Raw genomic sequence first — 23,398 nt, 5'->3', positions numbered from 1 at the left:
CGGTGGCCTCCGCCCGGTCGGCGTCGATGTCGGCCACCGCGATGGCCCCGCCGCGCTCCGACAGCAGCCGGCACATGGCCGTCCCCAGCCCGCCGGCCGCGCCGGTAATCAGGATCACCTTGCCTTCGTACTGTCTCATCGTGCTGGTTCCCGCCCGGGTCTGCGCGCCGTTGAAGCTTGGCCACGCGGTGAACCGCCGGCGGCGCAGACTATGCGGAACGGGCGGCGCAGTTCAATGGCCGAGGCGGCGGGCGGGCAATCGGGATCGATGCCGTTTGCATATGGTCCAGGCGCCTGAAATGGCATTGGCCGCCGAGGCCGCGGACGGGCATCGTCACAGGAACGCACGGTCACAATAGGCGGAGATCAGGGATGGCGGGCAGCCCCGCATTCGAACAGCTGGACGTCGCCGGACGGACGGTGGAGGTTCTGACCCAGGGGCGCGGGCGCCCGCTGGTCTATCTGCACGCCGGCGACGGGATCGAGCCGTCGCTGGGCTTCATCGAGCGGCTGGCCAGGAGCTTCAAGGTGATCGCTCCGTCGCACCCGGGCTTCGGCGCTTCGCCGCGGCACGGCCTGCGGGACATTCACGACCTGGCCTACCACACCCTCGACCTGCTGGAGACGCTGGAGCTCGAGGCGCCGGTGGTCGCGGGCTCGTCCTTCGGCGGCTGGATCGCCGCGGAGATGGCGGTGCGCGCCCCGGCCCGGCTGGGCGGCCTGGTGCTGATCGACGCCGTGGGGATCAAGACCGGCGGGCCGGAAGACCGCAACATCGTCGACATCTTCTCCCACACGCCCGAGGCGCTGAACGCGCTGTCCTACAACCGGCCGCCGCCGATGCCGGCGCCGGCGGACCTCGCCGCCGCCCTGCGGATCGCCTCGAACCGCGAGAGCCTGTCGCGGTTCGCCTGGTCACCCACCCTGCACAACCCGCGCCTCCGCCGCTGGCTGCACCGGATCACCACGCCGACGCTGGTGGTCTGGGGGGCGGACGACCGGATCGTCGCCCCCGACTACGGCCGCGCCTACGCCCAGGGCGTTCCGGGCGCCAGGTTCGAGCTGATCGAGGACGCGGGCCACTATCCGCAGCGTGAGCAGCCGGAAGCCGTCGCCCGGGCGGTCGAGGCGTTCGCCGGCGTGGCCGCCGCCGTTCCGGCCTAGGGCCTCTTCCTGCGAAAAGGCTCTATTTTGAAAAGTTCAGAGCGTGACGGGCGCCGGACCGGGTTTCCACTTCCGGCCGTCACGCTCTAGGGATCAAGGAGCAGACCGATGCGGATCTGGTACTTCACGGAACAGTCCTACCACCCGGCCTGGGAAGAGGTGAAAGGTCCGCTCAGGATCAACATCCCCTCGTCGATCATGTCGCCCCAGACCGTCTCCGGCCTGCTGAACCGCTATCTCGACGAGTACCTGCTGGCCGACGAGATGGGCCTGGACCTGATGATCAACGAGCACCACCAGTCGCTGACCTGCATGTCGGCGATCAACATCGTCACCATGTCGATCCTGGCGCGCCAGACCAGCAAGGCGCGGCTGTTGTCGCTGGGCGTGCCCATGGGCAACCGGCACGACCCGCTGCGGGTGGCCGAGGAGCTGGCGATGGTGGACAACATCTCCGGTGGCCGCCTCGAGTTCGGCTTCGTGAAGGGCACCCCCTGGGAGCTCTACATGTCCAACTCCAATCCCGCCGGGATGATGGACCGGTTCTGGGAGGCGCACGACGTGGTGCTGAAGGCCTTCGCCACCCGCGACGGGCCGTTCAGCTGGGAGGGCGAGCATTTCAACTACCGGCACGTCAACCTGATGCCGCCGATCTACCAGTATCCGCATCCGCCGATGTGGCTGCCGGGCTCCGGGACCGACACGGCCCGGGAAGCGGCCCGGCGCGGCTACATCCTGGCCTCGATGATGGGCGGGACGGTGGCGAAGAAGACCTTCGACGCCTACCGCGAGGAGTATCAGGCCGTGTACGGCCGGCCCGCCCGTTCCGACCGCCTGGCCTATTTCTGCATGATGGTGGTGGCCGACAACCATGAGGAGGCCCGCCGCCGGGCCGAGAAGCTCTACGCCTACGCTCAGGCCACCCCGCGCGCGCCGCCGCACACCTTCAACCCGGCGGGCTACGCCGGCGTCGAGGCCAACGCCCACGCCCTCGCCTCGGGCGGCGTCGCCGGCAAGGACCCGCACGCCGGCGGCGGGGTGTTCATGGACGGACGGCCGATCCCGCCCAACCCGACGCTGGAGATGCTGCCGGAAGCCGGGAGGATGTTCTGGGGCACCCCCGACGAGGTGGTCCGGCAGCTCACCAAGTTCAACGACTTCGTGGGCGGCCTGGGCAACTTCCTGTGCATGACCCAGGGCGGCTACATGGGCCCCAAGGAGACCGCCGACAGCATCCGGCTGATCGGCAAGGAGGTCTATCCGCAGGTCCGGAGCCTGGGCGAGGAGAAGGTGGACGCCGCGGTCGAGGCGGCCGAATAGGTCCGGCGTGACGCTCGACCCCGAGATCCTGGCCCTGTTCGCCGCCGCCCCGCCGCGGCCGGCGATGGCGCTCGACCGCGGCCCCGGCGCCGCGGCCGCCGCAGCCGGGCTGCGGATGGGAAACCGGCCCCAGGGGCCGCTGGCGTTTCCGGGGGTCACCGTCAGCGACGTCCAGGTGGACGGCGGCGGCCACGCGATCCCGGTGCGGCTCTACCAGCCCCACGGGACCGGGCCGTTCCCGACGATGCTGAACTTCCACGGCGGCGGCTGGGTGATCGGCAACCTGGCCATGGACGACCGGCGCTGCGCCCGCATGGCGGCCGAGGCGGGCGTGCTGGTGGCGTCGGTCGACTACCGGCTGGCGCCCGAACATCCGTACCCGGCGGCGATCGAGGACGGCCTGGCGGTGCTGCGCTGGGCCGGGTCCGGGGCGGGCGCGTTCGACGCCGACCCGCAGCGGCTGGCGATCAGCGGCTCCAGCTCCGGCGGCAACATCGCCGCCGCCCTGGCGCTGATCTGCCGCGACCGGGGCGGGCCGGCTCTGAAGTTCCAGCTGCTGAACTATCCGGTGACCGACAGCCGGCTGGACTTCCCCAGCTACGGCGAATTCGGCCAGGGACCGGGGGTGACCGCCGCCATGATGGCGTGGTTCTGGGACGTCTACGCCGGCGACAACGACCGCTCGGACGGCCGCCTCTCCCCCCTGCGGGCCACGGACGTGAGCGGCCTGCCGCCGACGGTGATCACCACCGCCGCCTGCGACGTGCTGCGCGACGAGGCCGAGGCCTATGGCGAGCGGCTGCGCCAGGCCGGCGTGCCGGTGATCCTGGCCCGCTACGAGGGCGTGCCGCACGGGTTCCTGACCCTGGCCATCGAGGTTCCGCAGGCCCGCGCGGCGGTGAACCTGGCCATCGAGCATCTGAAGAAGACGCTTTAGGCCAGCCGGCGGCGGCTCGCCGGAGCGGCGTTTTTCGCTTTACCAACCCCGTTTCGCGACCAACCCTGGTTCTAACGAAACGGAGGCGCCTGATGTCATTTCCGAGCCGGAAGGCGGCGGTGGTCGGCGTCTATACGAGCCAGCAGGCGCGGGCCCTGCCGCGCACGGCCTGGTCGCTGGAGGTGGAGTGCGTCAAGGGCGCGCTGGAGGACGCCGGCCTGAGCCACAGGGACGTGGACGGCCTGATCCCGATGGCGTTCGACACGCCGCTTTCCCTGCACATGCGATGGGCCGAGCAGCTCGGCGGCCGGCCGATCAGCTTCATCGACATCGGCAGCGGCGCCGGCGCCGCCGCCAAGGCCGCGCTGGGCGTCGCCTCGGGCATGGCCAATGTGGTGGTGGCCTACTTCGCCAACGCCGGCTACCGCCTGGGCCCGCAGGGCTCCGCCGGCCAGCCCGGCGCGCCGCGGGTGGGCGACATGAGCTACATGATCCAGGGCGCCTACATGTCGCCGTGGTACGCCATGTGGACCCGGCGCTACATGCACCAGTACGGCGTGCGTCCCGAGCAGCTGGCCGAATATGCGGTCATCGCCCGCCATCACGCGACGCTGAACCCGGCTTCGGTGATGGGCCCGCGGGGGGAGATCACCGTCGACGACGTGTTCAGCTCGCGGATGATCTCCGACCCGCTGCACCTGCTGGAGTGCCCGTTGGACAACGACGGCGGCTACGCCTTTGTGATCGCGTCCGAGGCGGTGGCCAGGACCTGCCGGAAGGCGCCGGTCTGGATCCTCGGCGGGGCGGAGGCCGCCTACACCGACCCCTACCAGACCATCACTCCGGACTGGATCTCCGACGAAGGCGCGGCGGTGCGCAGGACCGCCGACCTGGCGTTCGGCATGGCCGGCGTCTCGCGCGAGGACATCGACACCGCGGGCCTCTACGATTGCTTCCCCGTGACCGTGGCCCGGGACCTTGAGGAGATGAGCTTCTGCAAGGTGGGCGAGGGCGCCGAGTACATCGCCGCCGGCCACTTGCGGCTGGGCGGCCGGATGCCGGCCAACACCGACGGCGGCCTGCTGTCCCACAGCCACAACGGCAATCCGAGCGGCTTCCAGGTCATCGAGGTGGCCCGCCAGCTGCGCGGCGAATGCGGCCCCCGCCAGGTGCGGGGCGCCAGGATCGGGGCGGCGCTGTCGCAGGGCTGGGCCGTGCACGGCCTGGCCTCGACGGTCATCATGGCCGCGGACTGAGAGGCGAGCACCGATGAACCAGCCGTACCTGAAGCCGCTGCCCCGGAAGCAGCCCGAGAACGCCCCGCTGTGGGAGGGCCTGGCCCGGCGCGAGTTCCGCGTACCCAGGTGCGACGACTGCGGCGCCTGGAACTGGACGCCCTATCCGGCCTGCCGCAACTGCCTGTCGGAAAACCTGACTTGGACGAAGATCAACGGGAACGGTGCGCTGTTCACCTACACCGCCGTGCACCGCGGCCTGGGCGCCTTCCACGCCGATGTTCCCTATGTGGTGGGCCTGGTGGAGATGGAGCTGTCCGGCGGCCCGCGCGCGGTGATCGTGCTGGGCGACATCGTCGGCGTGCCGCACGAGGACCTGAGGATCGGCATGCCCCTGAAGATGATCTTCAAGGACATCCCGGACGAAGACGTCACCCTGTGGGAATTCACCGGGCGGGAGGGCTGAGGCGTGGCCAGCGCCATCGCCGCCGCCCCGGACCTGGTCAGCGAGGCCATGCGCGGCGCGATCGGCCGCGTGCTGCGCACCCGCACGTCCTATCCGATCTCGGCGTCGGACATCCGCAAGTGGGCGATCGCGGTCTATTTTCCGGAGCCGCCGCCGGCGGAGTTCATGGACGCGGGCGCGGCCGGCGGGGAGCGGCCCCTGGCCGCGCCGCATGAGTTCAACCCGTTCGCCTGGGCGAGCCCCGGCGCCGAGCCGAGGCGCGCGGAGATCAGCGCCGGATTCCTGGAGCGGGAGGCGGGGGTCGAGCCCCCGGACGTGAAGTTCATGGTCAATGGCGGGATGGTCTGCGAGTACGGCGTGCGGATGACCGAAGGCGACGTGATCGGCACGCAATTCAGCATCAGGGGCTACGCGCAGAAGCAGGGCAAGCGCGGCCCCCTGCTGCTCACCGAGACGCAGGACCGCTGGACCAACCAGCGCGGCGAGCTGGTGCGCAGCACGGTCATGACCCTGGTTCGATATTAGGACTCCGGGATGACGATCGATCTGACGCCGGGCGCAGAGCTGCCGGCCTTCACGCGCAGGACCGGCTTCGCGCACTGGAATCGGTACGCCGCGGTTAACGAGGAGTTCGTGCCCATCCACATGGACGACGAGGCCGGCCGGGCCGCGGGCTTCCCCGGAGCCATCGGCATGGGCAACCTGGCGTGGTCGTACGTCCACAACATGCTGCGCGGCTGGCTGGGAACTGGCGGGCGGATCGACCGGGTCAGCGCCCAGTACCAGCAGCCGAACATCCGCGACTCGACGATCACCGCCCACGGCAGGATCGCCAGCGTGACGCCGGGGGTGGGTGGCGCGAAGGTGGTCATCGACCTGTGGGTCGATGACGACGCCGACCGCAAGCTGGTGTCCGGCCAGGCGACCGTGACGGTGAGCCGCCCGTGAACGCCGGGGCCTGATCCCGGCGACCCCGGACGATGCGCCGGCGCTCGCTCGGGGGGTGTTTTGACGGCGCTTTACAGGCCCCCTGCGGCGGCGCACGCTTGCCCTCGTCGGGGATTGTCGGAGTAAAGACAATGCCGGTCATGAGGTTCACCCACGGCAAGCTGAAGCCGGGCGCCTGGAACGACTACGAGCAGACCTATCGGGAGATCATCGCCGAGCGCACGGACATGCCGGGCCTCCTGGGCAGCATGCTGGCGCGCGACACGGACGATGCGGATTCCGGGTACACGGTGAGCATCTGGGCGACGATGCAGGACCTGCAGCGTTACGAATCGAGCGAGCGCAGCAAGTCGGTGCAGCCCCGGTTCATGTCCTTCTACGCCGGCGAATTCACCACCAGGATCTCCGAGCTGCGCCTTTGGAACGTGAGCGGCGCGGGCATGGGCGGCGGCTGGGACGGGCGCTTGCTGGGGGGATCGAACTAGCGGGAGAGCGCCTCATCGACGACCGCGCGGGCGGCGCGGTAGCTGACCCGGGCCGCCTCCTCCAGCGGGCGGGCCCGCTGGGCGTTGGAGATCACCTCGACGCTGAGCGGCCCCGTGACGCCGATCTCCGCCAGTACGGCGACGAAATCCGCCGCGCCCGCCGCGCCGTCGCCGGGCAGCAGGCGGTGGTCCAGGCAGTCTTCCGGCAAGCCGCCCTGGACCTCGGCCGCTGCGTCGTCGAGCTGCACGCCCAGGATCAGTCCCGGCGGCACGGCGCGCAGGCGGCCATAGTCCAGGCCGCGGCGGTAGAGGTGCCAGAGGTCGAGGAACAGGCCGGCGTTCTTGGCGCCGGAGCCCTGCACCAGCCGCAGCGCCGCGTCGAGGTCGCCGACGTTGGACCAGGCGCAGGGCTCGACGCCGACGGCGACGCCCCGCTCCGCCGCCCGGGCGCAGAGCGCGGCGAACTTCTCCAGCAGCCGGTCGAACGACATGGGATTGCCGGGCGCGAGGTCGCCGGTCAGGAACATCACCCGCGCGCCCAGCGCCTCGGCCATGTGGTGGAGGGTCTCCTCGTCGCGCCGCGAGCGCTCGCCCGCCTCGCCGTCGGCGAACCAGTTCACCAGGAACTCCACCTCGACGTGACGCATGCCGTGGCCGCGCAGGGTCGCGGCCAGGGTCTGGTCGGAGAGGCCAGAGCGGCGCAGGGCCAGGTAGTCGCGCACATGCATCCCCACCCCGGCGTAGCCCGCTTCGGCGCAGGCCCGCACCCGGTCCTCGAAAGGCAGGAGGCTCGCCCCGGCGGCGGCGGGGGAGACGCCGGCCACCGTGTAGTAGCTGCAGATCAGGTCGGTCATCGAAGCGCCTCCCCCCGACCGGACGGGGCGACCGCATTCCGCCGCCGGGTCGATCGCGGTAGGTCTTCTGTAGGCGCGGGGATGCGGGCGGTCACTGGCGATTTCACCGGCCGCCCCGGACAAGGCGCGGCTCGGAGAAGGACGGCATGGGCGCGCCCACAGATCCTGCTTCAGTCGACGGCGCGCGCTGCGCGGGGCGCGTCCTGTACGCTCCAGGCGCTGGCCTGGGCGACGGCGCGGCGCATCGGGGCGAGCGAGCAGGCGAAGGCCACGATGGCCAGGGGCAGCACGATCAGCGAATTGGTCGCCACCGCCCATCCGACCTTGGCGTCGTCGCGGAACACCCAGGTGGTCAGGGCGCCGACCATCGTGGGGCCGAGGCCCATCCCGACCAGGTTGAAGACGAACAGATAGGCCGCCGACACCTGGCCCCGGTAATTGTTGGGCGTCGTCAGCTGCAGCGCGGCCGGCGCGACGCCGGCGAAGCCGCCGGCCAGATGGGCGACTATGACGAAGGGGACGAACACCTCCAGCCGGCGGCTGGTCATGGCCACGCACAGTCCCACCAGCTGCACCGCGGTCGCGAAGATGAAGAATCGCAGATGTGCGTCGGCGCGTCCGCGCGCGAACCAGCGGTCGGTGACGTAGCCCGCGAAGATGCTGCCCGTGACCCCGGCCAGCAGGCTGATCGGGGCGAGGATCGACACCACCTGGGTGACGGGCATGCCGAACTCGCGCATCAGGTAGGTGGGCGCCCACGCCTGGTAGCCGTTGGCCGACGCGGCCAGCAGGGCGAAGCCCAGGAAATGCCCGCTGAAGAACCGCCAGCGCCCGCGCACGAAGGCCAGGGTGTCGCGCAGCGAGGTCGCGCCCAGCAGCCGCTCGCGGCGTCTTGGGTCGGGCGCCGTCCAGATCAGGAGGACGATCAGCAGGCCGGGAAGGCCGGCGGCCAGGAACACCACCCGCCAAGCCTGCAGGTGCCCGAGCACCGGCAGGGTGACCCCGTCCTTGGGAAGGACGGTGATCAGGAACCCGCCCAGCAACAGCGACAGGCCTCCGCCGAGGTTGGCGCCGGTTCCGAACACCGAGATCGCCAACGACAGCCGCCGCCTGGGAAAGGTGTCGCTGATAATCGAATAGGCCGCCGGGTTGAGCGCCGCCTCGCCCGCCCCGACCCCGAAGCGGGCGCCCACCAGTTGGCCGAAGTTGCGCGCCAGTCCGCAGGCGGCGGTGGCCAGCGACCACACGGTGACGCCCAGGAACACCACGCCCCGCCGCGAGAACCGGTCGATCACCCAGCCGAACAGCAGGCCGAAGGTGACGTAGAACAGCGCAAAGCCGACGCCCTGCAGCAGGCCCATCTGGAAATCGCTGATATGCAGGTCCGCGCGGATGTCGTGCACCAGCAGCGCGATGATGTGGCGGTCCAGCAGCGACAGCGAATAGAGCGCGGTCAGCACGAAGACCGACCACCAGGCGCGCCTCGGACTGGGGTAGCCCGCCTCGGAGACGTCCGCGCCGGGCCGCTCGGCCCGCGCCTGCGGCGGCGCGCTCACCAACGCCATGACGGACGGCTCCTGGTCATCGTTTCCTCCCGGGTCCGGCGTCCCTGTCGCGCCGCGGCCGAGTTCGTCGGCTCGACTCGATGGAAACCATCTGGCGGGCGAATGCAACGCCCGGCGCCCGATTTCGGTGGGGAGGAGCCGCAATGGCCGTCCGTCCGTCGCCTCAGTCCGCGGGCCGGCCTCGCGCCAACGCGTCCCGCAGCAGCGGGATGCGGTCGTTGCCGAAGTACATGTCGCCGCCGTCCAGGAACAGGGTGGGCGAGCCGAAGCCGCCGCGGCGGATCAGCTCGTCGACGTTGGCGCGCAGGGCGTCCTTGACCGGCGCCTCGGCGATCCCGGCCGACAGCCAGTCGGGGTCGACGCCCGCCGCCCGGCAGATGTCGCGCAGGACCGCATCCTGCGAGATGTCGAGGTCGTCGCCGAAATAGGCTTCGAAAGTCCTGCGCACGAAGGGCAGGAGGCGCGGGTCGTCCTGCAGGAGGATGCAGCCGCGCATCGCCTTGACGCTGTTCACCGGAAACACCGTCGGCGGGAACTTCAGCCGCGCGACGCCGACGTGGCGCGCCCAGTCGGCGAGGTCCTTGCGCTGGTAGGCGCTTTTGGCCGGCACGGTGTTGGCGCGCTGCTCGTAGAGGGCGGGATTGACGGCGTTGAACACCCCGCCCACCAGGATCGGCCGCCAGCGGACCGTCGCCCCGAACTCGGCGGCCAGCGGTTGGACGGTCTCGAAGCCCAGGTAGGTCCAGGGGCTCGAGCAGTCGAAGAAGAACTCGATCTCGGCCATGGGACGCTCGCGTTGCAGATCATAGGGGGCGGCGCCCCCCATTGCCGCTTGACGATAGGGATCGCCCTATCATGCTGGCAAGCCGCCGCGCGGGAGACGGTGGAACGTGGAGGGAAGGCATGGACGCCTCGTTGGCGGGCAAGGTGGCCCTGGTGGTGGGCGCGAGCCGCGGCGTGGGCCGGGCCTACGCGCTGGGGCTGGCGGCCGCGGGCGCGCAGGTGGTGGCCGTGGCGCGCCGGGTGATGCCCGTGGAGGGCAGGACCACCAGCCTCAAGGAGGTCATGGAGGCCGGCCGCGGGCATGGGCCGCCGATCCTCGGCCTGGGCGCCGACGTCAGCCGCAAGGAGGACGTCCAACGGGTGGTGGACGAGGCGCTGGCGCACTTCGGGCGCATAGACATCCTGCTGTACAACGCCATGGCCGCCGGCCTTTCCGACGCCCTGGAGGTGCCGGACGAGCACTGGGAGCGGGTGCTGACGATGAACGTGAAGGTCCCCTACAGCTTCATCCAGCGCGTCGCGCCGCAGATGATGGCGCGCAGGTCCGGCGCCATCATCCTGATGTCGAGCAAGACCTCGCTGGCGGTCCCGCACGACGACCCGGGCCACAAGGGGCTCCTGGCCTATGGGACGTCGAAGGCGGGGCTCAACCGCATCGCGACCTACTTCTCCGAGGAGCTGAAGCCGTACAATATCGCGGTGAACGTGCTGAGCCCCGGAATGGTCAGGGAGCTGGCGGGCGGCAAGACGCCGACGCCGGAACAGTTCGCACCGCCGGTCCTGTACCTGGCCCGGCAGACCGCCGAGACCATGACCGGCCAATGGCGCAACACCACGGACTACGGCGTCAACTGGCCGTAGGACGGCCGAGCAGCAGCAGATCGAGGAGGGACCATGCCCAGCGAAACCGTGAACTACGAGGCCGACGGCCTGGCGATGAAGGGCCAGCTGTTCCGGCCGGCCGGCGCGGCCGGGCCCAGGCCCGGCGTGCTGGTGTTCCCCGAGGCCTTCGGCCTGGGCGAGCACGCGCTTTCCAAGGCCGAGCGCGTCGCCGGCCTGGGCTATGTGGCGCTGGCCTGCGACCTGCATGGGAACGCCCTGCAGGTGACCGACATGGAGAAGATGATGGGCCTCCTGGGCCCCGTCGCCTCCAGCCCCGCCAAGACCCGCGCGCGGGCCAAGGGGGCGTTCGACGCGCTCACCGCCCAGCCGGGGGTGGACGCCGCGAAGATCGCGGCCATCGGCTACTGCTTCGGCGGCACCATGTCGCTGGAGCTCGGCTGCTCGGGCGCCGGCCTGGCCGGGATCGCGGGCTTCCACAGCGGCCTGGCCTCGGTGACGGCGGCGGATGCGGGGAACATCAAGGGCAGGGTGCTGCTCTGCCTGGGCGCCGACGATCCTGGAATCACGCCCGAGCACCGCGCGGCCTTCGAGGCGGCGCTGAAGGCGGGCGGCGTGAGCTGGGACCTGCACCTCTACGGCAAGGTGGTGCACTCCTTCACCAACCCGAAGGCCGACGCCCTCGGCCGTCCCGACTTCGCCCGTTACGACCCCCACGCCGACGCCGAGTCCTTCGAGGCCATGCGCCGGCTGTTCGAGGAGGTGCTGGACAAGGCCGGGTAGGAACGCGCCCGCCCGAGGCGCGGGCCTCAGTCGTCGATGGCCTGGTACGCCAGGTTCTCGAAGGTGGGCCGGATCTCGAGCCGGGCGTCGAGCCACAGCTGGGTCATGACCAGGCCGATCAGGTCCTCGTGCGGGTCGGCGAACCAGCCGGTGGTGTAGGCGCCCGGCCAGCCGAACTTGCCGGCCGAGCCCAGCACGGTGTCGGCGGCGAAGGACACCGAGACGCCCAGGCCGAACCCGCGTCCGTGCAGGAAGTCGACGGCCGGGAACAGCGGCCGGATCTGTCCGGCCGACAGGTGGTTGGCGGTCATCAGCGCCACCGCCGGCCGCGACAGGACGCGCTCCCGGCCCAGCCTGCCCCCGCCCAGCAGCATGCGGGCGAAGGCCAGATAGTCGTCGGCGGTGGACACCAACCCGCTGCCGCCGGCCGGAAACACCGGCGGCGCCGACCAGTGGCCGGCCCGCGGCTCGTGCAGCGCCAGCCGGCCCTCGGCGTCGCGCGCGTAGGCCGCCGACAGCCGCTGCTGCTTGCCGGGCGGGACGAAGAAGGCGGTGTCCGCCATGCCCAGCGGCTGGAAGATCCGCTCCTGCAGGAAGGCCGGCAGGCTCCGGCCCCCGGCGCGGGCGACGACGACGCCCAGGAGGTCGGTGGACACGCCGTAGTGCCAGGCGGTCCCGGGTTGGGCGACCAGGGGCAGGGCGCCGATCCGCCGCACGAACTCGTCCGGTTCGTGGGGCGTCCACGGGCCCTGGTCGATCTCGCGCATGGCGCGGGTGAGCGGCGTCTCGGCGCCGATGCGGCCGGAGAAACCGCCGGTGTGGGTCAGGAGGTCGTGCAGCGTGGGCGCGCGGACGGCCGGGACCGTATCGTCGAGCGTCGCGTGGGGCGCGCGCAGCACCCGCGCGTCGGCCACCTCCGGCAGCCAGCGGGCCACGGGGTCGGCCAGGCGCAGCCGGCCCTCTTCCACCAGGACCAGCACCGCCGCGCTGACGACCGGCTTGGTCATGGAGGCGATGCGGAAGATCGTGTCGCGCTGCATCGGGACGCGACCGGCCAGGTCCCGCCAGCCCGCGGGGTGCACGTGGGCCACTTCGCCGCGTCGCCAGACCAGGCTCAGCACGCCGGCGAAGTTCCCCTCGTCGACGAAGCGCTGCATGGCGGCGTCGAGCCGCGCCAGCCGTTGTTTCGAAAGCCCTGATGCGGACATGGATGCGGGTCCTGGGCGTGAGGATCATGTCGCCGGGTCCGGCGGGCGCATCATCAACCAGCCGTCCGCCAGCCGCCAGGGGTCGTTCGTCGGGCGGCTTGCGAGCGGCGCCGGGGGCGCCTAATTTGGGCCCGCGCGGCGCCCTGCCGCCGCGTCCGCGAGAGGCTGGCATTTGACGGACACCCCGGCGTTGGCGCAGCCCCGCAAGCCGGTCGCGGTCCGCCAGACCCAGGCCGAACGGCGCCGGCGCTCGGAAGGCCGGATCATCAACGCCGCCCTTGAGGTGATCGCGGCGCGCGGCGTCTCGCGCATGACGCTCGCCGAGGTGGGCGAGCGGGCGGGCTACAGCCGCGGCCTGGCGGCGCACTTGTTCGGCGCCAAGGTCCATCTGCTGCGCGAGTGCGTGCGGCGGATGAACGACGACCACTGGATGACCGGCCTGCCGCCCGCGGGCCCGGAGTCCGGCTTGGCGGAGCTCAGGACCTCCGTGCGGCGCTGGTTCCGCGAGCTGGAGGGCAAGACGTCCTTCAGCCGCGCCTACTACGCCCTGATCCAGGAGGCGAACTGCGAGGCTTCCGACGACTACTGGCCGGAGCTTGGCGTCGTCGTCAGGGAGATGATCCTCGGCGGCCAGCAGCGCTATGCGGACTACCTCCGCGCGGCCGTCGCCCGGGGCGAGGCGGCGGCGGGCCTCGACCCGGACATGGAGGCGCTGATCCTGCACGCCGCCATCCGCGGCGTGGGCCTGCAGTGGCTGATCCGGCCGGAATCGATCGACCTGGCCCGTGTCCGCGACGCGATGCTGGCCAAGATCGACGGCCTGGCCCGCGGCTGAGCGGGGCGATCGCATGGGCTGCGACGCTGAGGTCGAAAGGTGCTCCCCCTGGGGGAGCTGTCAGCCGTCAGGCAGACAAGGGGGTCCTTCCGGCGACGCCGCTGCTCCCCCTCCACCGCCTTCGGCGGTTCTCCTCCCTCCTGCGGGGGTGGATTTGGGGTGCGCCGCCGCCAGCGCCGGCGCGAGGTCGCCGCGGGGCTGGATGCGGAGGTCGGCGAGGCCCAGCCAGCCGGCCATCAGGCGAAGCTCGGCGGCCAGCGCCGGCGCGGTCCCGGCGTCGGCCCAGGGCTCGGCGTGGGCGGATTGCACCAGCAGCAGGCCCGCCTTGCGGTCGGCTTTCAGGTCCACCCGGGCGGTGATCGCCTCGCCCTGCAGGAACGGCAGCACGTAGTAGCCGTGTTCGCGCTTGTGGGCCGGGGTGTAGATTTCCAGCCGCACGCGCACCCCGAACAGCCGCTCGGCGCGCTCGCGGAACCAGATCAGGTTGTCGAAGGGGGAGAGCAGGGCGCGGGCCTGTACCCTGTGCGGCCTGCGCGCCGCGGGGTCGAGGAAGGCCGGCTGGCTCCAGCCCTGCACCTCCACGGGGACGAGGTCGCCGGCCGCCGCCAGCTCGCCGACGCGCTCGCGGGTCTCGGCCACGCCCATGCGGAAGTAGTCGCGCAGGTCGCGCTCGGTGGCGATCCCCAGGGCGCGGGCGGCGATGCGGATCAGCTCGCGCTGGGCGGCCGCGCGGTCGGGCGTCGGCGTCTCGCGGATCGCGCGGGGCAGCACCCTGTCGGTCAGGCCGTAGACCCGCTCGAAGGTCCCGCGCCGGGTGGCGGTGGTCAGCTCGCCGGTCCAGAACAGGCCCTCGGCGGCGCGCTTGGCCTCGCTCCAGCCCCACCAGCCGCCCCGGCCCTTCATCCCCACCTCAAGCTCGCCGGCCGACAGCGGGCCGCGGCGGGCGACCTCGGCCAGCGCCAGGTCCACCAGGTCGCGCCGTTCGCGCTGGAAGCGAGCGACGCCCTTCCAGATGCCGATCCCCTCATGGGCGTCGGCCATCCGCCAGCGCAGCAGCGGCTGCAGCGGGAGCGGCAGCAGCGAGGCCTCGTGCGCCCAGTACTCGAAGAGCGCCGGCCTGCGGCCCCAGGCCAGGTCTTCCAGCAGGGCGCGCGGATAGGCGCCCAGGCGGGAGAACAGCGGCAGGTAGTGGGTGCGCGAGACGACGTTGACCGAATCGATCTGCAGCGCGCCCAGCGGCTCGATGGTCCCGAGCAGCCGGCGGCGGGTGACGGGCGCCGTCGGCCGCGGCGCGGCGAAGCCCTGGGCCGCCAGCGCGATCCGGCGGGCCTGGGCGGCCGACAATGTCGGGATCGAAGTCACCGGAACCGCCCCTTCACCCGCTCATTCCGCGTCGCTCAGCGCTCCAGACGGCCGTCGGCGAGGGCCGCGAGCTCGAAGGGGAACAGCACGGCGGGATCGGGCGGCTCGAGGGACTTGGCGATGTCCTTGGGCGCGAGCGCGCGGACCAGGTGGCGGATGATGTTGAGGCGGGCGGCCTTCTTGTGGTCGCCGCGCACGCAGACCCAGGGCGCGGCGGCGGTGTGGGTGCGCTTCAGCATGTCGTCGCGGGCGGCGGAGTAGTCGTCCCACTTGGATTGGGCGGCGGCGTCGAGGGGGCTCGACTTCAGCGCCTTCAGCGGGTCGTCCTTGCGCTCGGCCAGGCGCTTGGCCTGTTCGGACTTGGAGACGTCGAGCCAGATCTTCACCAGCTTCAGGCCGCTGCCGATCAGCAGCGGCTCGAACACCGGCACGTCGCGCAGGAAGGCCTCGTGCTCGGCCGGCGTGCAGAAGCCCATCACCGGCTCCACCCCGCCGCGATTGTACCAGGAGCGGTTGAACAGGACGAGTTCGCCGGCCGCCGGCAGGAAGGGCATGTAGCGCTGGAAGTACCACTGGCTGCGTTCGCGTTCGCTGGGCTTGGCCAGCGCCGCCACGCGGGTGTTGCGCACCGACAGGTGCTCGGTGATCACGCGCAGCGCGCCGTCCTTGCCGGCGGCGTCGCGGCCCTCGAAGATCACCAGGACCTTCTCGCCGTTCTGCATGGCCTGCTGCTGGTAGCGGACCAGGGCGAGCTGGTGGCGTTCGAGCTCGCGCTGGTCGTCGTCGTTGGTCTTGGACATGGGCGCGAGACTAAGGGGCGGGGCGGGGAAGGGAAATGCCGCAGATCGGCCCCGGCCCCCGCCATTTGGGACGTGACGGCCGGGCTTGTCCCGGCCACCTGTGAACACCGGCTCCGAAAATCAATCCGGCGCCCCGGCGTTCATGGTCCCCGGCGTTCCGCGCCGCCGCGCTCCAGCGGGATGACGTCGAAGGGGCGATTTCCGCGGGCTCTCCATGCGCGCTAAGAGGGGCGCATGATCCGGCTTTTCACCCCGCACGGCCTCTCCGCCGGCGCCCGCCTGTCGCTGGAGGCCGACCAGGCCCGCTACCTCGTCGCGGTGATGCGCCGCGCGGTGGGCGACGAGGTGGCGCTTTTCAACGGCCGCGACGGGGAGTGGCGGGCGACGCTGGCGGCGGTGGCCAAGCGGGCGGTGCAGCTGCAGGTCCACGAGCGGACCCGGCCGCAGGACGGGGGCCCGGACCTCGACCTGGTGGCGGCGGTGGTCAAGCGCAGCCGGCTGGAGACGATCGTCGAAAAGGCCGCCGAGCTGGGCGCGCGGCGGGTGCGGCTGGCGCTCACCGCGCGGACCAATGCGGAGACCGTGCGGATCCCCCGCCTGCAGGCGATCGCCATGGAGGCCGCCGAGCAGACCGGACGGCTGGACGTGCCGCAGATCCTGGAGCCGGTGCGGTTGAGTGCGCTGTTGGACGGCTGGGAGGCCGGACGGCGGCTGATGTTCTGCGACGAGAGCGGCGAGGCCCCGCCGGCGCTGCAGGCGCTCGGCGGCCAGCCGCCGGGGTCCTGGGCGATCCTGATCGGGCCGGAGGGCGGATTTTCGCCGGAGGAGCAGGCGCGGCTGCGGGCCCTTCGCTACTCGACGCCGGTCGGGCTGGGGCCGCGGATCCTGCGCGCCGACACCGCGGCGATCAGCGCGCTCACCCTGTGGCAGGCGGTGCTGGGCGACGGGCGCCCTTGAGCTTGGCGCGATTGCGCCCACTTGGTTGAGCAGCGTAAGGGATCACGCTCGCGCAGGGCCTCGCCCGTCGCGGCGCGCAGTGTCGGGGGATGGGTGAGGTCGATGATGTCGGAAGCCGCAAGCGACGGCCGGCCCCTGGTGTTCGAGGACTTGGTGCGCTGGTTCGAAGCCGGCGCCAAGCCGAAGGCCGAGTGGCGGGTCGGCGCGGAGCACGAGAAGTTCCCGTTCCGCCTGCATAGTCATGCGCCGATCCCCTACGAGGGCGACGACGGCGTCAAGGCCCTGCTGCAGGGGCTGATGCGGTTCGGCTGGACGGGGGTCTACGAGGAGTCCGACGCCGGCCCGGTGCTCATCGCGCTGGAGCGCGCCAAGGCCAGCGTCAGCCTGGAACCCGGCGGCCAGTTCGAGCTCTCCGGCGCGCCGCTGGAGACCATGCACGACATCTGCGAGGAGACCGGCCGCCACCTGGAGGAGGTGAAGGCCGTCGCCGACGAGCTGAACCTCGGCATGCTGGGCCTGGGCTTCACGCCGTTGTGGCGGCGCGACGAGGTTCCGGCGATGCCCAAGGGCCGCTACGGCATCATGCGCCGGTACATGCCCAAGGTGGGCGGCATGGGCCTGGACATGATGTTCCGCACCTGCACGGTGCAGGCCAACCTCGACTTCGCCTCCGAGGCCGACATGGTGGCGAAGTTCCGCACCAGCCTGGCGCTGCAGCCGATCGCCACGGCGCTGTTCGCCAATTCGCCGTTCAAGGAGGGCAAGCCGTCGGGCTTCCTCTCCGCCCGCGCCAACGTCTGGACCGACGTGGACCCGGATCGGACCGGGATGCTGGACTTCGTGTTCGCCGACGGCTTCGGGTTCGAGGCCTACGCCCGCTATGCGCTGGACGTGCCGATGTACTTCGCCAAGCGCGACAGCCGCTACGTGGATCTCTCGGGCCGGTCGTTCCGCCGGTTCCTGGAGGGCGGGCTGGAGGAGGCGCCGGGCGACCGGGCGACGATCAAGGACTGGGCCGACCACACCACGACCATCTTCCCGGAGGTGCGGCTGAAGCAGTACCTGGAGATGCGCGGCGCAGACTCCGGGCCGTGGAGCCTGCTGTGCGCCCTGCCGGCGCTGTGGACCGGCGTGCTCTACGACGGGGCGGCGCTGGCCGCGGCCTGGGACCTGTGCAAGGCCTGGACGACGGAGGACCACGACGCCGTGCGCGCCGACGTGGCGCGGCGCGGGCTGAAGGCCGAGGTGGGCGGGCGTACCGTGCAGGCGGTGGCCAAGGACCTGCTGGCCATCGCCCGCCAGGGGCTGAAGGCCCGCAACCGCCTCAGCGGCGGCCTGACCGACGAGGCCGGCTACCTGGCCGACCTGGACGCCATCGCCGAGAGCGGGGTGACGCGGGCCGAACGGCTGCTCGAACTTTACCACGGCCCCTGGAACGGCGACGTGGGGCGGGTGTTCGAAGAGTTCGCGTACTAGGGCTGGTTGAAATTGGGTTGATCCGCCTCCGCTCGCCCCGGCGAAGGCCCATAGGCGGTAACTCAAGGGCGACGTGGCCTTTTCCTCCCCTGTCCCGAAGAGGACGGGGGGAGGGGGACCACCGGCCGAAGAGCCGGTGGTGGAGGGGGCGTAGACTTGGCGTCGTGCGTCGGCTCGCCCCCTCCGTCACGCCCTCTGCAGGCTTCAGTTACCGCCTATGGGCGAAGGCCGGGACCCGGATTCAGCCTGAGCCTCTCGTGGGTTTCACCTCGGCCCCGGCCGGAGTTTATCCTCGGGCCGGCATCGAATTACTCGGCCCGGCGTTTCCTTACGGCGCCGGCCAGTGGTCGGCCTGCGTCGTGCCGTCGCCGGCGTCGGTGTGGCGGACGACGTCGGCGACGCCGGGGCGCGCGCCCCTGGGGTTCACGTCGGCCTCGGCCACCGGATAGATCTCCACCCTGTTCGGATAGAAGGCCAGGCGGCCGCGGATCATCTGGGCCTGCGGCGCCGGCTCCTCGTAGGTCCAGACGGCGTTCTCGGCGAAGTCGCCGTCCATCAGCAGGGTGTAGTAGGCGGCCTCGCCCTTGTACGGGCAGTGGGTCGCGCGGTCGGTGCGGGACATGTACTCCATCGAGACGTCCTCGCGCGGGAAGTAGACCACCGGGGTGTGGCCCGGCTCCTCCAGGATCAGGGCGTCGGCGCTGTCGGCGATCACGTGGCCCTCGAAACGGACGCGCCAGCGGGCGGCGGCCGGGCGGATGACGATCTGGGCGGATTCGGGACTGGTCATGGCGGGGCTCCTCAAGCCGCGGGGCTTGCGCCCTCTAACGTATGAGGCGGCGGGCGGCTCCGGTAGGGCGGTTCGGGCCGGTTGCTTGTGCCGCCCGGCCCAGCATGGTCTTCTCGCCCCAAGACCGGGGCCGGCGCGGGCGAGGCGACCGGCGGCGTCCGACTCCCTCCAGCCTGCGGAACGCCTGCGCATGAACATCGTGGTCATCCTGGGGATCGTCATCACGCTGGTCACCGGCGTGCCGGTGCTGCTGCAGATCCTGAAGAGCCACCCGCGCGGCCTGATGGCGCTGTTCTTCGCCGAGATGTGGGAGCGGTTCTCCTACTACGGCATGCGCGGCATCCTGATCTTCTACCTGACGCAGCACCTCCTGTTCGACGACGCGGTGGCCGGCGCGCAGTACGGCTCCTACACCTCGCTGGTCTACCTGCTGCCGCTGATCGGCGGCCTGCTGGCCGACCGCTATCTGGGCGCCCGCAAGGCGGTGGCGTTCGGCGCGCTGCTGCTGGTGGCCGGCCACTTCACCATGGCCTACGAAGGCCGGCCCGCGCAGCAGACCCTGGTCTACGCCGGCCAGACCTACCCGGTGAGCGCGCAGGGGCGGATGGACGACCGCCAGGTCCGCCTGATGGTGGGCGGCAAGCCCTATGAGTTCGGGCCGGCCAGGGGCGGCGGGCTGCAGGTCAAGGGCCTGCCGGCCGACGCGCCCCTGCCGGGCGACCTGCAGCCGGGCTCCTACACCCTCGTCAAGTCGGCGGACCGGGTCGGGGTCAACGCCTTCTACCTGGCGGTGTCGCTGATCATCATGGGAGTGGGCTTCCTGAAGCCCAACATCTCCACCATCGTGGGCCAGCTCTATCCGCAAGGCGATCCCCGGCGGGATTCCGGCTTCACCCTCTATTACTACGGCATCAACCTGGGGGCCTTCTGGGCCTCGGTGCTCTGCGCCCTGCTGGGCCAGCACGTGGGCTGGTGGGCGGGCTTCGGCCTGGCGGGCGTCGGCATGGCGCTGGGCTGGATCGTCTTCGTGCTCAACAAGAAAAGCCTCGAAGGCCACGGCGAGCCGTCGGATCCGGAGCTGTTGAAGGCGCCGTTCCTGGGGCCGATCAACCGCGAGTGGACGATCTATGGCGCGGGCCTGCTGGGCGTGGCGCCGATCTGGCTGCTGGTGCAGCGCAACGACCTGGTGGGCTGGGGCCTGGGGCTTTCGACCGCCGCCTCGGTCGCCTTCATCGCCTGGTTCATGGCCGTCAAGTGCGACAAGGTCGAGCGCGCGCGCATGGGGCTGGCCATGGTGCTGGTGTTCGGCTCGGTGGTGTTCTTCACCCTGTTCGAGCAGGCGGGCACGTCGCTGAACCTGTTCGCGGCGCGCAACGTCGACCTCTCCGTCACCCAGGCGGCGACCGCCTTCGCCGGCCTGCCCGCCGGCAGCGCCCGGCAGCTCGCCGCGGCGGGGATCACGCCCGCCCACTGGTGGGGCTGGATCGACACCGGCATCGGCGCAGGCCAGACCCAGTCGTTCAACGCCGGCTACATCCTGATCTTCGCGCCGCTCTTCGCCGCGCTCTGGGCCTGGCTCGGCCAGCGGCGGATGGACATCGACGCCACCCTGAAGTTCGGCCTGGCGCTGATCCAGGTGGGGCTGGGCTTCCTGGTGGTGGTGTGGGGCGCAGGCACGGCGGGCGCGGACTTCAGGATGCCGCTGCTGCTGCTGGGCCTGCTCTACCTGCTGCACACCACGGGCGAGCTGTTCCTGTCGCCGGTAGGGCTGTCGCAGATCACCAAGTTGTCGGTGGCCTCGGTGGTCTCGTTCATGATGGCGGTGTGGTTCCTGTCCTCCGCCATCGCCCAGTACGTCGGCGGGATCATCGCCGGCATGGCCGGGACCGAGACGCTGGGCGGGCAGGTGCTGGACCCGGCGGCGTCGCTGGCGTCGTCTCTGAAGGTGTTCAACATGCTGGGCTGGTGGGGGATGGGCTTCGGCGCCGCCTTCATCGGCGTGAGCTTCCTGATCAAGGGCTGGGCCCACGGCGCCGACGACCATACGCCCGCCGCCCAGCCCGAGCCGCTGGCCCCGACCCTGGACGGCGAACGCCAGGCGGTGAACCCCGCAGCGGTGCGAGCGGACCGTCAGGCGTGACCGCCGGCCGCGTTTGAGCCGCGGCCGGCGCACGCCGCGGCGATATCGTCCTGGTACGGATCTTGCCACGACTACTGCGTGTGGCACATTCCGGGACTACCAAGTTCCGTTGGCCATGGGTCCAGGCGGGACAACGACGTATTGGGGAGCGGAATCGTTATGACAGGCCGGCGTCTATTCTTGCATCCCGGGACCGCCGAGGCCGAGGTCGCGCCCGCGGACGGGCGGGTGGGGCGGCTTCGTCTCCTCGCCGGACTGGCGCTGCTGGGGCTGGTGCTATGCGGCGCGGTGCGTCTGTTGGGGGCGGCCGCCTTCGACCGCACGTTCGTCACCGTATTGAACCAGTTCGCGCGCCGGTCGGAGTTGTTCGATTTCGTGGTGCACGCCATCGACCAGCTGGCGCTGTTCCAGGGCGTCGCTATTTTCACCCTGGTCTGCGCGACGTTTGTAACGGCCGAGCGTCGGGACAGATTGATGCTGGTGCTGGGCTGCACCGCCGCGGCGGTCGCCGTAGCGCTCAGCCGGGTCTTCCAGCACATCCTGCCGGAAAATCCGCGCCCGCGGTTCGATCCGCACTTCATCTTCACCACGCCGTTCGGCGCCGCCCACGACGCGTCCGCCGACTGGAGCTCGTTCCCGAGCGACCACGCGGGCCTGCTCTTCGGCGTGGCCTGCAGCCTCTTTCTGGTGAACCGCACCCTTGGCCTGCTGGGGTTCCTGATCGCGGGCGTCGCCGGCCTGGCGCGGATCTATCTGGGTCTGCACTATCCGACCGACGTGCTGGGAGGCGCCTTCCTGGGGATCGCCAGCGCCCTCGCCGCGGCGCTCGCGACGGAGCGGGTCGAGCACTGGCTGCCTATGGACCGCATCGTACGGCACAAGCAGCTCCTGGCCGCGGCCGGGTTCTTCCTCGCCGTCCAGACCGCCTGCCTGTTCGATGACATCAGGTTCATCGGCGCCGGCCTGCGCGACCACCTTCGCGGAAGTTCGCATGCGACGGCGGAAAGTCCCGTCCAACGGCGCTGATGATCCAGGCGGCGCGGCGCTAAAGGCTGGTGCCGCCCACCGTCAGCCCGGTGAGCTTCAGCGAAGGCTGGCCCACGCCCACCGGCACGCTCTGGCCGGCCTTGCCGCAGGCGCCGATGCCGGGGTCGAAGGCGAAGTCGTCGCCGATCATGGTCACGCGGGTCAGCGCCGAGGGGCCGTCGCCGATCAGGGTGGCGCCCTTGACCGGGGCGGTGATCCTGCCGTCCTCGATCAGGTAGGCCTCGGTGCACTGGAAAACGAACTTTCCGTTGGTGATGTCCACCTGGCCGCCGCCGAAGTTGGCGCAGTAGAGGCCGCGCCGGGTGGAGGCGATCATCTCCTCGCGCGGCGTGTCGCCGCCCATCATGGCGGTGTTGGTCATCCTGGGCATCGGCATGTGGGCGTAGGACTGGCGGCGCGCGTTGCCGGTGGGCTTCAGGCCCATCAGCCGGGCGCTCATCCGGTCGTGCATGTAGCCCACCAGCACCCCGTCCTCGATCAGCACGGTGCGCTCGGTGGGCGTGCCCTCGTCGTCGACGGTGAGCGAGCCTCTGCGGCCCAGCACCGTGCCGTCGTCGAAGACGGTGACGCCCGGCGCGGCCACCCGCTCGCCGATGCGGCCGGAGAAGGCCGAGGTGCCCTTGCGGTTGAAGTCGCCCTCCAGCCCGTGACCCACCGCCTCGTGCAGCAGCACGCCGTTCCAGCCGGGCCCCAGCACCACGTCCATCTCGCCGGCCGGGCAGGGGACGGCCTCCAGGTTGACCAGGGCCTGGCGCAGGGCCTCGTCCACGGCGGCCCGCCAGTTGTCGGGGGTGATCCAGGCCTCGAACCCGGCGCGGCCGCCGGAGCCGGTGTAGCCGTTCTCGCGCCGGCCCTCGCCCTCGACCGTGACCTGCACATTGATGCGCGCCAGCGGGCGGACGTCGCGGATCAGCCGGCCGTCGGCGCGCAGGATCTCGATCGTCCGCCGCTCGCCGGCCAGCGAGGCCATCACCTGCACCACGCGCGGATCGCGGGCGCGGCACCAGGCGTCGATCTCTTCCAGCAGGGCGACCTTGTCGGAAAAGTCCGGCGAGGCCAGCGGATCGTCGTCGCCATAGAACCTGGCGTTGGTGGCGCGGGGGCCTTCCGCCGCGACGCCCGAATAGCCGCGCTTGGCCAGCGCCGCCGACTGGCCGGCGCGGCGGATCGCGGCCTCGGAGATTTCGCTGGCGTGGGCGTAGCCCGCCGTCTCGCCGGCCACCACCCGCAGGCCGAAGCCCTCGGTGGCGTCGAAGGCCGCGGATTTCAGCCGTCCGTCGTCGAACAGGAACGATTCGCTCTCGGAGCGCTCGACGAACAGTTCGCCGTCGTCGGCGCCGACCAGGGCCTCGCCCAGGATCTCGCGGGCCCGCTCCGGGGCGACACCGGCGGAGTCGAGGATC

Annotated in this window: 24 protein-coding genes; 15 read left to right on the top strand and 9 right to left on the bottom strand. The window is 71.4% G+C overall.

Translation table 11 applies throughout. From position 1 onward, the window contains the following. On the bottom strand, nt 1–139 hold a 139-nt coding region (locus tag VGL30_RS18870; protein WP_414695029.1), incomplete at its 3' end, for an SDR family NAD(P)-dependent oxidoreductase. Nucleotides 140–372: 233 nt separating this feature from the next. On the opposite strand from VGL30_RS18870, the gene VGL30_RS15920 reads away from it, so the two are divergent. The 8 genes from VGL30_RS15920 (at nt 373) to VGL30_RS15885 (ending at nt 6,555) form a co-directional block, all read left to right on the top strand. Further along, a complete protein-coding gene (locus tag VGL30_RS15920) occupies nt 373–1,164 on the top strand; it encodes an alpha/beta hydrolase (protein WP_331540999.1) in 792 nt (263 codons plus the stop codon). A 108-nt stretch (nt 1,165–1,272) separates the two neighbouring features. Then, nucleotides 1,273–2,484: an LLM class flavin-dependent oxidoreductase gene (locus tag VGL30_RS15915; protein ID WP_331540998.1), complete on the top strand. Its 1,212-nt coding sequence runs from the start codon at nt 1,273–1,275 to the stop codon at nt 2,482–2,484. Between the two features lie 7 nt (nt 2,485–2,491). Next, the gene (locus VGL30_RS15910; RefSeq protein ID WP_331540997.1) at nt 2,492–3,421 is read left to right on the top strand and encodes an alpha/beta hydrolase; all 930 of its coding nucleotides are present in this window, start codon (nt 2,492–2,494) and stop codon (nt 3,419–3,421) included. Nucleotides 3,422–3,513: 92 nt separating this feature from the next. Next, the gene (locus tag VGL30_RS15905) at nt 3,514–4,677 is read left to right on the top strand and encodes a thiolase family protein (RefSeq protein ID WP_331540996.1); all 1,164 of its coding nucleotides are present in this window, start codon (nt 3,514–3,516) and stop codon (nt 4,675–4,677) included. A 13-nt stretch (nt 4,678–4,690) separates the two neighbouring features. Continuing rightward, complete coding sequence (locus VGL30_RS15900) at nt 4,691–5,122, top strand: Zn-ribbon domain-containing OB-fold protein (RefSeq protein WP_331540995.1); 432 nt, start codon at nt 4,691–4,693, stop codon at nt 5,120–5,122. Nucleotides 5,123–5,125: 3 nt separating this feature from the next. After that, nucleotides 5,126–5,647, top strand: coding sequence for an FAS1-like dehydratase domain-containing protein (locus tag VGL30_RS15895; RefSeq protein ID WP_331540994.1), 522 nt, complete (start codon nt 5,126–5,128; stop codon nt 5,645–5,647). Nucleotides 5,648–5,656: 9 nt separating this feature from the next. Next, entirely contained in the window at nt 5,657–6,070 is a 414-nt protein-coding gene (locus VGL30_RS15890) for a MaoC/PaaZ C-terminal domain-containing protein (protein WP_331540993.1), read from the top strand. 140 nt (nt 6,071–6,210) lie between these two features. Continuing rightward, nucleotides 6,211–6,555 (top strand): antibiotic biosynthesis monooxygenase family protein, encoded by a 345-nt coding sequence (locus VGL30_RS15885; RefSeq protein ID WP_331540992.1) that lies wholly within the window; start codon nt 6,211–6,213, stop codon nt 6,553–6,555. Here the strand turns inward: VGL30_RS15885 and VGL30_RS15880 are convergent. The 3 genes from VGL30_RS15880 to VGL30_RS15870 form a co-directional block, all read right to left on the bottom strand. After that, nucleotides 6,552–7,409: a sugar phosphate isomerase/epimerase gene (locus VGL30_RS15880; protein ID WP_331540991.1), complete on the bottom strand. Its 858-nt coding sequence runs from the start codon at nt 7,407–7,409 to the stop codon at nt 6,552–6,554. The genes VGL30_RS15885 and VGL30_RS15880 overlap by 4 nt on opposite strands. 170 nt (nt 7,410–7,579) lie before the next feature. Next, nucleotides 7,580–8,974: an MFS transporter gene (locus VGL30_RS15875; protein ID WP_331540990.1), complete on the bottom strand. Its 1,395-nt coding sequence runs from the start codon at nt 8,972–8,974 to the stop codon at nt 7,580–7,582. A 163-nt stretch (nt 8,975–9,137) separates the two neighbouring features. Then, nucleotides 9,138–9,758 (bottom strand): 2-hydroxychromene-2-carboxylate isomerase, encoded by a 621-nt coding sequence (locus VGL30_RS15870; protein WP_331540989.1) that lies wholly within the window; start codon nt 9,756–9,758, stop codon nt 9,138–9,140. Between the two features lie 119 nt (nt 9,759–9,877). On the opposite strand from VGL30_RS15870, the gene VGL30_RS15865 reads away from it, so the two are divergent. Together VGL30_RS15865 and VGL30_RS15860 are read left to right on the top strand one after the other, a co-directional pair. After that, nucleotides 9,878–10,618 carry an SDR family oxidoreductase gene (locus tag VGL30_RS15865; RefSeq protein WP_331540988.1) on the top strand — a complete coding sequence of 247 codons (741 nt, stop codon included), beginning with the start codon at nt 9,878–9,880 and terminating at the stop codon, nt 10,616–10,618. A 33-nt stretch (nt 10,619–10,651) separates the two neighbouring features. Continuing rightward, nucleotides 10,652–11,380, top strand: a complete 729-nt coding sequence (locus VGL30_RS15860) for a dienelactone hydrolase family protein (protein ID WP_331540987.1) — start codon at nt 10,652–10,654, stop codon at nt 11,378–11,380. Between the two features lie 26 nt (nt 11,381–11,406). On the opposite strand, the gene VGL30_RS15855 is transcribed toward VGL30_RS15860, so the two are convergent. Beyond that, complete coding sequence (locus VGL30_RS15855) at nt 11,407–12,588, bottom strand: serine hydrolase domain-containing protein (protein ID WP_331540986.1); 1,182 nt, start codon at nt 12,586–12,588, stop codon at nt 11,407–11,409. A gap of 190 nt (nt 12,589–12,778) precedes the next feature. Between VGL30_RS15855 and VGL30_RS15850 the strand changes: the two genes are divergently transcribed. Beyond that, on the top strand, nt 12,779–13,423 hold the full coding sequence (locus tag VGL30_RS15850) for a TetR/AcrR family transcriptional regulator (RefSeq protein ID WP_331540985.1): 645 nt from the start codon (nt 12,779–12,781) through the stop codon (nt 13,421–13,423). A 60-nt stretch (nt 13,424–13,483) separates the two neighbouring features. Here the strand turns inward: VGL30_RS15850 and VGL30_RS15845 are convergent, their stop codons facing one another. After that, complete coding sequence (locus VGL30_RS15845) at nt 13,484–14,785, bottom strand: winged helix-turn-helix domain-containing protein (RefSeq protein WP_331540984.1); 1,302 nt, start codon at nt 14,783–14,785, stop codon at nt 13,484–13,486. A gap of 35 nt (nt 14,786–14,820) precedes the next feature. Then, a complete protein-coding gene (gene ppk2 / locus VGL30_RS15840; protein WP_331540983.1) occupies nt 14,821–15,585 on the bottom strand; it encodes a polyphosphate kinase 2 in 765 nt (254 codons plus the stop codon). Nucleotides 15,586–15,819: 234 nt separating this feature from the next. Between ppk2 and VGL30_RS15835 the strand changes: the two genes are divergently transcribed. Beyond that, entirely contained in the window at nt 15,820–16,542 is a 723-nt protein-coding gene (locus VGL30_RS15835) for a 16S rRNA (uracil(1498)-N(3))-methyltransferase (protein ID WP_331540982.1), read from the top strand. A gap of 102 nt (nt 16,543–16,644) precedes the next feature. Continuing rightward, on the top strand, nt 16,645–18,018 hold the full coding sequence (locus tag VGL30_RS15830) for a glutamate--cysteine ligase (RefSeq protein ID WP_414695028.1): 1,374 nt from the start codon (nt 16,645–16,647) through the stop codon (nt 18,016–18,018). A gap of 328 nt (nt 18,019–18,346) precedes the next feature. On the opposite strand, the gene VGL30_RS15825 is transcribed toward VGL30_RS15830, so the two are convergent. After that, entirely contained in the window at nt 18,347–18,808 is a 462-nt protein-coding gene (locus VGL30_RS15825) for a DUF427 domain-containing protein (RefSeq protein WP_331540980.1), read from the bottom strand. 190 nt (nt 18,809–18,998) lie between these two features. On the opposite strand from VGL30_RS15825, the gene VGL30_RS15820 reads away from it, so the two are divergent. Then, nucleotides 18,999–20,948, top strand: a complete 1,950-nt coding sequence (locus VGL30_RS15820) for an oligopeptide:H+ symporter (protein WP_331540979.1) — start codon at nt 18,999–19,001, stop codon at nt 20,946–20,948. 180 nt (nt 20,949–21,128) lie between these two features. Next, nucleotides 21,129–21,974: a phosphatase PAP2 family protein gene (locus VGL30_RS15815; protein ID WP_331540978.1), complete on the top strand. Its 846-nt coding sequence runs from the start codon at nt 21,129–21,131 to the stop codon at nt 21,972–21,974. A gap of 19 nt (nt 21,975–21,993) precedes the next feature. Here VGL30_RS15815 and tldD read toward each other — a convergent pair whose 3' ends face one another. Beyond that, nucleotides 21,994–23,397 (bottom strand): metalloprotease TldD, encoded by a 1,404-nt coding sequence (tldD, locus tag VGL30_RS15810; RefSeq protein ID WP_331540977.1) that lies wholly within the window; start codon nt 23,395–23,397, stop codon nt 21,994–21,996. Nucleotide 23,398: the final 1 nt, after the last annotated feature.

This window comes from Phenylobacterium sp. (assembly GCF_036502675.1).
Lineage (GTDB): Bacteria > Pseudomonadota > Alphaproteobacteria > Caulobacterales > Caulobacteraceae > Phenylobacterium.
This window is presented reverse-complemented; position numbering and strand designations above follow the sequence as displayed.